At 64.1% G+C, this 9788-nt stretch carries 8 protein-coding genes; 4 read left to right on the forward strand and 4 right to left on the reverse strand.

The window, feature by feature from the left end; genetic code table 11:
- Positions 1-2334, forward strand: a 2334-nt coding sequence (gene secA, locus VGP39_RS14070; protein ID WP_327568713.1) for a preprotein translocase subunit SecA, incomplete at its 5' end; no start/stop codon positions are given.
- A 151-nt stretch (positions 2335-2485) separates the two neighbouring features.
- Here the strand turns inward: secA and VGP39_RS14075 are convergent.
- From VGP39_RS14075 to VGP39_RS14090, 4 genes are all read right to left on the reverse strand, one after another.
- Positions 2486-3913 (reverse strand): murein L,D-transpeptidase family protein, encoded by a 1428-nt coding sequence (locus tag VGP39_RS14075; protein WP_327568714.1) that lies wholly within the window; start codon positions 3911-3913, stop codon positions 2486-2488.
- 372 nt (positions 3914-4285) lie between these two features.
- On the reverse strand, positions 4286-5248 hold the full coding sequence (locus VGP39_RS14080) for an acetyl-CoA carboxylase carboxyltransferase subunit alpha (RefSeq protein WP_327568719.1): 963 nt from the start codon (positions 5246-5248) through the stop codon (positions 4286-4288).
- 164 nt (positions 5249-5412) lie between these two features.
- Positions 5413-6372, reverse strand: coding sequence for a site-specific tyrosine recombinase XerD (gene xerD / locus VGP39_RS14085; protein WP_327568715.1), 960 nt, complete (start codon positions 6370-6372; stop codon positions 5413-5415).
- 173 nt (positions 6373-6545) lie between these two features.
- Complete coding sequence (locus tag VGP39_RS14090) at positions 6546-6692, reverse strand: histidine kinase (RefSeq protein ID WP_327568716.1); 147 nt, start codon at positions 6690-6692, stop codon at positions 6546-6548.
- 168 nt (positions 6693-6860) lie between these two features.
- Between VGP39_RS14090 and VGP39_RS14095 the strand changes: the two genes are divergently transcribed.
- From VGP39_RS14095 to VGP39_RS14105, 3 genes are all read left to right on the forward strand, one after another.
- Positions 6861-7484 carry a shikimate kinase gene (locus tag VGP39_RS14095; protein ID WP_327568720.1) on the forward strand — a complete coding sequence of 208 codons (624 nt, stop codon included), beginning with the start codon at positions 6861-6863 and terminating at the stop codon, positions 7482-7484.
- Positions 7481-8626, forward strand: a complete 1146-nt coding sequence (gene aroB, locus VGP39_RS14100) for a 3-dehydroquinate synthase (protein ID WP_327568717.1) — start codon at positions 7481-7483, stop codon at positions 8624-8626. The genes VGP39_RS14095 and aroB overlap by 4 nt, the downstream gene beginning before the upstream one ends.
- A 128-nt stretch (positions 8627-8754) precedes the next feature.
- On the forward strand, positions 8755-9788 hold a 1034-nt coding region (locus tag VGP39_RS14105; RefSeq protein ID WP_327568718.1), incomplete at its 3' end, for an HlyC/CorC family transporter.

The raw sequence follows: 9788 nt of genomic DNA on the forward strand, positions 1-9788 counted from the left end.
GCCTGCGACATCACCTACGGCACCAACAACGAATACGGCTTCGATTACCTGCGCGACAACATGAAGTACCGGCTGGAGGACATGGTCCAGCGCGGCCACTTCTACGCCATCGTCGACGAAGTCGACTCGATCCTGATCGACGAAGCCCGCACGCCGCTGATCATTTCCGGTCCGCTCGACGACCGCTCGGAATTCTACAACACCATCGACACGTTTTTCCCGCAGCTCGACAAGACCGATTACGACGTCGATGAGAAGCAACGCACAGTGACGCTGACCGAAGCCGGCATGGAGAAGATCGAGACGCTGCTGCGCGACGCGGGCCAGCTCAAGGGCGATTCGCTCTATGACGTCGAGAACGTCTCCGTCGTGCACCACATCAATCAGGCGCTGCGCGCCCATACGCTGTTCACGCGCGACAAGGACTACATCGTGCGCGACGGCGAGGTCATCATCATCGACGAGTTCACCGGCCGCATGATGCCGGGCCGGCGTTATTCGGAAGGCCTGCATCAGGCGCTGGAGGCCAAAGAGCATCAGCCTGTGCAGCCGGAAAACCAGACGCTGGCCTCGATCACGTTCCAGAACTATTTCCGGATGTATGAAAAGCTGGCCGGCATGACCGGCACCGCCGCCACCGAAGCCGATGAGCTGTTCGACATCTACAAGCTCGAAGTCGTGGAAATCCCGACCAACGTCCAGGTGGCGCGGCTCGACGAAGACGATGAGGTGTATCGCACCCAGGCTGAGAAATACGCCGCGATCCTGACCGAGGTCGAGCGCGCCAATGCGCGGCTGCAGCCGGTTCTGGTCGGCACCGCCTCGATCGAGAAGTCGGAGGTGCTCGCCGAATACCTCAAGAAGCACGGCTACAAGCAGATCGATTTCGGCAACGAAAACGCGATGGAAAAGCTCTACGCTGCCGCCCGCGCGGGCAAGCCGGCAAAGCTGTTCGCGGTGCTGAACGCGCGCTTCCACGAACAGGAAGCCTATATCGTCGCCGAAGCCGGCGTGCCCGGCGCCATCACGATCGCCACCAACATGGCCGGCCGCGGCACCGACATCAAGCTCGGCGGCTCGCTGGAAATGCGCATCCAGCACGAAACCGCAGGGATTACCGACGAGGCCGAGAAGGCCGCCAAGATCGAACGCATCAAGGCCGATGTCGAACGCTTCCGCGAGCTGGTGCTGCGGGCCGAGGATGTGGTCGAGGTCGAACCCGCCAAGGGTAGCAAGCCTGCAAAGACCGTGACCCGGCCGGGCGGGCTCTACATCATCGGCTCCGAACGCCACGAATCGCGCCGCATCGACAACCAGCTGCGCGGCCGTTCCGGCCGCCAGGGCGATCCCGGGCGTTCAAAGTTCTTCCTGTCGCTGGAAGACGATCTGATGCGGATCTTCGGCTCCGACCGGCTCGACACCATGCTGACGCGGCTTGGCCTGAAAGAGGGCGAGGCCATCATCCACCCCTGGATCAACAAGGCGCTGGAAAAGGCGCAGCAGAAGGTCGAGGCGCGCAACTTCGACATCCGCAAGAACCTCTTGAAATTCGACAACGTCCAGAACGACCAGCGCAAGGTGATCTTCGACCAGCGCGTCGACCTGATGAAGAGCGACAGCGTGGCCGACATGGTCACCGACATGCGCCACGACTTCATCGACGACATCGTCGCCAAGCACGTGCCGGAACATGCCTATGCCGAGCAGTGGGACGTCGCCGGCCTCAAGGAAGAGCTGACGCGGGTGCTCGGCATCGAGCTGCCGGTCGACGAATGGGCCAAGGAAGAAGGCATCGCCGACGAGGAACTGCTGACCCGCATCGAACAGCGCGTTGACGAGCACATGGCGGCCAAGGTGGCGCAATGGGGTCCCGACGTGATGCGTTACGTCGAGAAGACCATCCTGCTGCAGACGCTCGACCATTTGTGGCGCGAGCACCTGATCATGCTCGATCATCTGCGTCAGGTCATCGGCCTGCGCGGCTATGGCCAGCGCGATCCGCTGCAGGAGTACAAGTCCGAAGCGTTCGGTCTGTATGAGGCGATGACCGCGCATTTGCGCGAGGCGGTGACGGCGCAGCTGATGCGGGTCGAGATCGTGCCGCCGGAGGAGCAGCAGCCGGTGCTGCCGGCGATGGAAGCGCACAAGTTCGATCCCAACACCGGCGAGGACGAGATGGCGTTCGCCAACGTGTCGCTGGCGCCGGCGCCCAATGCCAATGCCGCCAGCCGCGACCCAAAAAATCCCTCGAGCTGGGGCAAGATCGGCCGCAACGAGGATTGCCCCTGCGGCTCCGGCAAGAAATACAAGCACTGCCACGGCCGGTATGCGTAAGCGGCCGACCGCCTGATCGGCTGTCCACATCTAGATCTGTCGTTCGTCATGCCCGGGCTTGTCGGGCATCCACGTCTTGCTTGGCACAAGCAAGAAGGACGTGGATGGCCGGGACAAGCCCGGGCATGACGGAAATGATTTGGATGTCTGGTTACTTCACCGCCGAAAAACGGCTCTCGAATGAACTTGCCGGCACGATCGGCTGCGCGCCGGCGACCAAAGCGTCCTTTGCCGGCGCGGGGTCGGAAATGGTCGGCTTGAACGGCGGCCGTGCCGCGGCGACCCTGGTGTCCACAGGTTTCGGCGCGGCGGTCTTGGCCACTGCTGCCGAAGGCCGCGGCGTATCTTTCGGCTTGGCCGGCGCCGTCGTCGAGGTGGTGTCGGCGCTGGTCAACCCGACCTTGCGCGCGAGGTTGGAGAAAAAGCCATCCGACTGCGCGGTCGGCGCCGCGGACGCCACGCGGGTCGCCGGAGCTGCCGCCGGCGTCACCGCGACCACAGGCTCTTCCTGCGAGGCCAGCAGCGGATTGCGCGGCGGATTGACGTGGGACGGAATGGTGCCCGGCGCGCGGGCCAAAGCGAGCAGCGACAGGCTCTGGCCTTGGCCGCCTTCCGACAGGCCGGTTTCGCCGCCGGGCAGCTTGGCGGCGAACACCTTGTTCATGCCGCCGTCGATGCCGGGGTTGAGTCGCGCCACCGGCGTGCCCTTGGAGATCAGCTTGGCGGTCTCGGCGGCGTCCTGCTGCTGCTTCTCGCGTACCGCGTCGGCGATCTCGTCCGGAATGACGTAGACCGGGCATTTCGCCGATGCATTGAACGTCAGCGGCTTCGACGAATTCGGCGGCTGCGCCGGATTGAATACGTATTTGTTCTCACAGTACTCGACCTTCGGCTCCTGCCTGGTCACCTCGAAATGATCGTAACCTTCCTTGATCATTTTCCAGAACGGCATGTTCGGGTTGTTGCGATGCTTGGCCATGTTCACCGGCGTCATCTTGAACGGATAGGCCTGTACCTGGAATGCGCGCTGGCCGCCGAAGAAGGACTCGCGGCCCAGCGAGTAGATTTCCGCGATTTGCTCGTCGGTCATGGCGTAACAGCCGCGCGACGAGCAGTCGCCGTGCACCATCAACTGCGAGCCGGTGCGGCCAAGCGCCTTGTCGAAGGCATTGGGGTAGCCGATGTTGAACGACAGGTAGTAGGCAGACTGCGGATTCATCTGCGCCGGGCTGATCGAGTAAAAACCTTCCGGCGCCTGCCGGTCGCCTTCGCGGACCTTGGGTCCGAGGTCGCCGGACCAGCGGCAGATCGGATAGGTTTTCAACAGCGCGTATTGGCCCGAGCGGGTTTGTTTCCAGACCTCGAGTTCCGCTTCGGTCTTGAACAGCCGCACCAGGATCGGCGAGTTCATGTCCATGTCTTTCGCCGTCATGTCGGCGACGAGTTTTGGCGGGACCGGCTGGTTGGCCTTGGCGTTGCTCGCAAGCGAGATTTCGTCGCTGTTGCAGCCGGCCAGCGCGACGCTGGCGGCGAGCGCAACCGAAGCGACAAGCGCGCGAACCAGCCTGCGTTCAATCACTGCAAGGCACCCCAAAGTCGTCAAGAGCCGTAGCGTCCATGCCCCAAGCCATTGAATAAAATATTATCCTTAAAGAGCCCCGTGCCGCAAGCCGAACCGGCCCCTGGTCCGGGTTCCATGACCGCCATGGTGAACAGAGGTTAAATATCGGCGTCAGGGCACAATTGGGGCCGAACAGGCTTTTTCGATGCAAAAAGTTGATGTGGGTAAGGATAGACAAAAGCGGTCGGGCACGGCCTCAATTCGCGTCGTCCCCGCGGAAGGCGGGGACCCGTAACCCCTGGCGCTTATGTTAATTAAGGCATTGGAACTACTGATAAACGCTAGCACACGGCGTATCGGTCCCCGCCTTCGCGGGACGACAAAAGTAGCTCACACCAGTTTGCGGCCGATATCCAGGAACTTTTGCCGCCGGGCCTTGCGAATCATGTCGCGGTCGAGGTTGCGCAGGTCATTCAGGGCCTGGGCGATAGCGTCGCCGGTGGTGGCGATCACGGCGGCCGGATCGCGATGCGCCCCGCCGGGCGGCTCCTTCAGGATGGAATCGATGACGCCGAAGCGGGCCAGATCCTGGGCCGTGATCTTCATGCTGGTGGCGGCTTCCTGCGCCTTGGTGCCGTCGCGCCACAGGATAGAGGAAGCGGCTTCGGGCGAGATCACGCTGTAGATCGCATGCTCGAGCATCAGAACCCGGTTCGCGGTGGCGATCGCGATGGCGCCCCCCGAGCCGCCCTCGCCGATGATGACGGCGACATTGGGCACGCCGAGCGACAGACAGGCATCGGTGGAGCGCGCGATCGCCTCAGCCTGGCCTCGCTCCTCCGCGCCGATGCCGGGATAGGCTCCCGCGGTATCCACCAGCGAGAGCACCGGCAGGCCGAAGCGGTCGGCCATCTCCATCAGCCGCACGGCTTTGCGATAACCTTCGGGCCGCGCCATCCCGAAATGGTGTTTGAGACGGGTCTCGGTGGTGGCGCCCTTCTCCTGTCCGAGCACGCAGATGCTTTCGCCGCGGAAGCGGCCGAAGCCGCCCATCAGCGCGGCGTCCTCGCCGAACTTGCGGTCGCCGGCCAGCGGCGTGAATTCGGTGATCAGCGCGTCGATGTAATCGATGCAATGCGGCCGCTGCGGATGGCGCGCCACTTGCGTTTTCTGCCACGGCGTCAGGCTGGCGTAGAGGTCCTTCAGCGCCTGCGCCGACTTTTCCTCGATGCTTGAAATCTCTTCGCCGATGTCGCTGCCGCCGGCCGCGAGCGCGCGCAATTCCTCGACCTTGGCGTCAAGTTCGGCGACGGGCTTTTCGAAATCGAGGTAACTGCGCATGTGATCCGGCATCGACGACATATGGGGCCGCAACTGGCGGGCGAAACTGGCCTTCGTGGCTTTTCAAGTCAACTGAGTCGCCAAGTCAAGCCGTTCGGGCGGGATAACGTTTGCAAATCAACGGGTTGTTTTTGCCCTACACGTCGTCCCCGCCTTCCGCGGGGACGACAAAAGAGCTACTTCTCCGCCAGCGGGTGCAGGTCGCGCACCAGGCTCTTCAACCGCTCTTCCACCACATGGGTATAGATCTGCGTGGTGGAGATATCGGTGTGGCCGAGCAGGGTTTGCACGATGCGCAGGTCGGCGCCGTTGTGCAGCAGATGGCTGGCGAAGGCGTGGCGCAGCACGTGCGGGCTGACCAGCCGGGGGCTAAGCCCGGCCGCCGCCGCCAGCTCTTTCAGGTCGCGTGCGAAATGCTGCCGCGTCAGATGCCCGCTCTCGCCGAACGACGGGAACAGCCATTTTGAGGCGGCGGCATTTTTCGTCTTCTCGACCTTCGCAGCTTCCATCGCGGCGAGGTAATCGGCCATCGCCTGCTTGGAGGGCTCGTTGAGCGGCACCAGCCGTTCCTTGTTGCCTTTGCCGCGCACCACGATCATGCGGGCGTCGCGCCGCGCCGCCGACAATGGCAGTGCGACAAGCTCCGAAACCCGCAACCCCGTGGCGTAGAGCACTTCGAGCAGGCAATACAGCCGCATGGCGCGAAGCCGCTGCGACGTGGAGGCTTTTGGCGCATCTATCAGCGCTTTCGCGCGTGCCAATAGGCGATCGACGTCCGCGATCGACAGCACCTTCGGCAGGCTGCGGCCACGTTTCGGCCCCGAGAGGATCGCCGCCGGATCGTCGCCGCGGACGCGTTCGTTGAGCAGGAAACGAAACAGATGCCGCAGCGCCGACAGCCGCCGCGCCACACTCGACGACTTGAAGCCGCGGGTGTCGAGATCGCCGAGGTAATCGCGCAGCGGCTGGGTCTCGGCATCGGCAAATCCCCGTCCGGCGCGGGCGAGGAAGTGCGAAAAATCCTCAAGGTCACGGCGATAGGCGGAAAGCGTGTTATCGCCGGCGCCCTGTTCCGCCGCGAGCATGTCGAGGAAGAGGGCGGTAAGGCGGGTGTCGGAGGTAGGGCTTGCTATCATGCTGTGAACCTGATGACTGCGTTCCCCGGACGCAGCGTAGCGCAAAGCGGTGCGCTGCAGAGCCGGGGTCGTATCGAAGGCCGTCGGCCTGTAGCGGTCCCGGCTCTGCGGTGCACCGCCAAGAAACGCTGCACCGCGTCCGGGACACGTAAAACCAAACCTGACCCTAACCCCTATTTCTTGAGAAACTTGTCGGCGGGGATGGTGACGCTCATTTCCCGCGGTTTCGGGGTGACGAAATTCGCCAGCGCGAAAATCGCGCCATAGACGATGCCGCCGAACACCGCGACGACCGTCAGGAAGCGGAACAGGCTGGGCATCCATGAGCCTTAAGGCGGGCGGGCTTAACCAGTGGAACTGCGGGAGCAGAGGCCAAGACTACCAACATGTTCCAAACTCGGTTGCAAGAGTCTCTGGCAACGGGTTCGGCGGCGGTAGTATAGGTGACGCAGAACGCCGCCTTGGCGGCCAAATGGGGTTTTTGTTCGATGTCCGAGATCGCCGCCAACGCCGATGCCAGCGCGTGCCAGGAGGCCGGAATCGTTTCGGCACTGGGACGGCGCTCGGTGGTGCTGGTCGGCATGATGGGCGCGGGCAAGTCCACCATCGGGCGGCGGCTCGCGGCCCGGCTGCGGCTGCCGTTTCAGGATGCGGATAGCGAAATCGAGTTGGCTCACGCGGGCATGACGATTCCGGAAATCTTCACCGTCCATGGCGAGCCGTATTTCCGCGACGGCGAGGCGCGGGTGATCGCGCGGCTGCTCGACGGCGGTCCGGGCGTGCTGGCGACCGGCGGCGGCGCCTTCATGCGCGAGGAGACCCGCGGTCGCATCCGCGACAAGGCGGTGTCGGTCTGGCTCAAGGCGGATGCCGACACGATTCTCAAGCGCGTCAAGCGCCGCGCCGACCGGCCGCTGCTGCAGACTGCGGATCCCGCCGCGACGATCGGGCGTCTTATCGCGGAGCGCCATCCGGTCTATGAGCTGGCCGATATCGTCCTTGCATCGCGCGACGTGCTGCACGAGAAAATCGTCGACGAGTGCATCGCGGCGCTGCACGCGCATCTTTGCCGCGCCAATCAAACGACCGAACCGGCGGGTGCCACCCGATGACCGCGCCGCTGAAGAACTCCGATCCCGTCACCGTCGATGTCGCGCTCGGCGAGCGCGCCTATGACATCGTGATCGGCCGCGGCGTGCTGGCCTCGCTGGGCGCGCGCGTCGCGGCGCTGCGCCCCGGTGCGCGCGCCGCGATCGTTACCGACGAATATGTGGCGACACACTGGTTGCGCAAGACCGAGGCGTCGCTGCTCGACGCCGGCATCGCCACGTCGCGGATCATCGTCGACGAAGGCGAGGCTTCGAAAAGTTACGAGGGCCTGGAATATGTCTGCGAGGAACTGATCGCCGCGAAGATCGAGCGCAGCGACCTGGTGATTGCGCTCGGCGGTGGCGTGGTCGGCGACCTTGCCGGGTTCGCCGCCGCGGTCCTGCGCCGCGGCGTCGATTTCGTGCAGGTGCCGACCTCGCTGCTGGCGCAGGTCGATTCATCGGTCGGCGGCAAGACCGGTATCAATTCGCCGCATGGGAAAAATCTGGTCGGCGCGTTCCACCAACCCGTTCTGGTGGTCGCCGACACCGCGGTGCTCGATACGCTGTCGCCGCGCCAGTTCCGCGCCGGCTATGCCGAAGTCGCCAAATACGGCGTGCTCGGCGACCAGGCGTTCTTCGCCTGGCTGGAAGCCAACCACGCCGACATTTTCGCGGGCGGCGCAGCGCGCGAGCACGCCATCGCCACCTCCTGCCGAGCCAAGGCCGCGATCGTGATGCGCGACGAACGCGAGAACGGCGAGCGCGCGCTGCTCAATCTCGGCCACACCTTCGGCCATGCGCTGGAGGCGGCGACCGGGTTTTCCGACCGGCTCTATCACGGCGAGGGCGTCGCGGTCGGCATGGTGCTGGCGGCGGAGTTGTCCGCGCAGCTCGGAATGATCGCGGACGCCGACGCGGCTCGCCTAGAACATCATCTTGCCGCCGCCGGCCTGCCGACCCACTTGCAGGACGTCGCGGGCTTCACCCAGGAAAAAATCAGCGCCGAGGCGCTGATGACGCTGATGGCACAGGACAAGAAGGTCAAGCGCGGCAAGCTCACCTTCATCTTGCTCGAAGCGATCGGCCGCGCCGTGATCGCGCCCGACGTCCAGCCGTCGCTGGTTCGTGAGTTTCTCGAGCGCAAGCTCGCACGCATATCCTAAGTTAAATCGTCATGCCCGGGCTTGTCCCAGGCATCCACGTCTTACTTTCTTTCGGAAGACAAGACGTGGATGGCCGGGACAGGCCCGGCCAAGACGAAAGAGTTCAACTGAAAAGTGATGGTCACGCCATGGATTGGATTTCATTCGCTATCGTCATCGCCTGCCTGCTGATCTCGGCGTTCTTCTCGGCCAGCGAGACCGCGTTGACCGGCGCCTCGCGCGCCAGCATGCTGCGGCTGTCGAAGCAGGGCAACCGCGACGCCGCCGTGGTCAACAGCCTGTTCGCGATGCGCGAGCGGATGATCGGCGCGCTGCTGCTCGGCAACAATATCGCCAATATCGGCGCCTCGGCGCTGGCGACCGGGGTTTTCACCGCGTGGTTCGGCGAGGTCGGCGTGCTCTACGCCACCGGGGTGATGACGGTGATGGTGGTGATCTTCGCCGAGGTGCTGCCCAAGACCATCGCCATCAACGCGCCCGACCGGGTCGCGCTGCTGGTGGCGCGGCCGATGAAGGTGATGGTCTACCTGCTGGCGCCGCTGCTGACCTTGATCGAGGCGATCGTGCGGGTGCTGATGAACCTGCTCGGCATCAAGATCGGGGCCAACCAGCCGGTGCTGTCGCCGAACGAGCGGCTGCGGGGCGCGGTCGATCTGCTGCATCACGAAGGCAAGGTCGAGAAGCAGGACCGCGACATGTTCGGCGGCCTGCTCGACCTCAGCGAGCTGCAGGTTTCCGACGTGATGGTCCACCGCACCGAAATGGTGATGATCAACGCCGACCTGCCGCCCGAGGAACTGGTGCGCGAGGTGCTGGCCACTGAATACACAAGGATTCCGCTGTGGCGCGACAAACCCGAGAACATCGTCGGCGTGCTGCACGCCAAGGATCTGCTGCGTGCGATCCGCGCCTCGGAGGGCGACATGTCCAAGATCGACGTTTCCACTATCGCACTGCCCCCGTGGTTCGTGCCGGAGATGCGCTCGGTCTCCGAACAGCTCAAGGCGTTCCGCCGTCGCAAGACCCACTTCGCGCTGGTGGTCGACGAATACGGCGAAGTCGAAGGCATGGTGACGCTGGAAGACATCCTGGAAGAAATCGTCGGCGATATTTCCGACGAGCACGACGTGGTGGTGGCCGGCGTGCGCGCCCAGCCCGACGG

The sequence above is a fragment of the Bradyrhizobium sp. genome (assembly GCF_036009065.1).
In the GTDB taxonomy this organism is placed as follows: Bacteria; Pseudomonadota; Alphaproteobacteria; order Rhizobiales; family Xanthobacteraceae; genus Bradyrhizobium.

Excerpts from the sequence above, each read along its gene's own strand:
- VGP39_RS14080 (WP_327568719.1), bottom strand. The coding sequence starts at position 5,248 with ATGCCGGATCACATGCGCAGTTACCTCGATTTCGAAAAGCCCGTCGCC.
- xerD (WP_327568715.1), bottom strand. The coding sequence starts at position 6,372 with ATGATAGCAAGCCCTACCTCCGACACCCGCCTTACCGCCCTCTTCCTC.
- VGP39_RS14090 (WP_327568716.1), bottom strand. The coding sequence starts at position 6,692 with ATGCCCAGCCTGTTCCGCTTCCTGACGGTCGTCGCGGTGTTCGGCGGC.
- VGP39_RS14095 (WP_327568720.1), top strand. The coding sequence starts at position 6,861 with ATGTCCGAGATCGCCGCCAACGCCGATGCCAGCGCGTGCCAGGAGGCC.
- aroB (WP_327568717.1), top strand. The coding sequence starts at position 7,481 with ATGACCGCGCCGCTGAAGAACTCCGATCCCGTCACCGTCGATGTCGCG.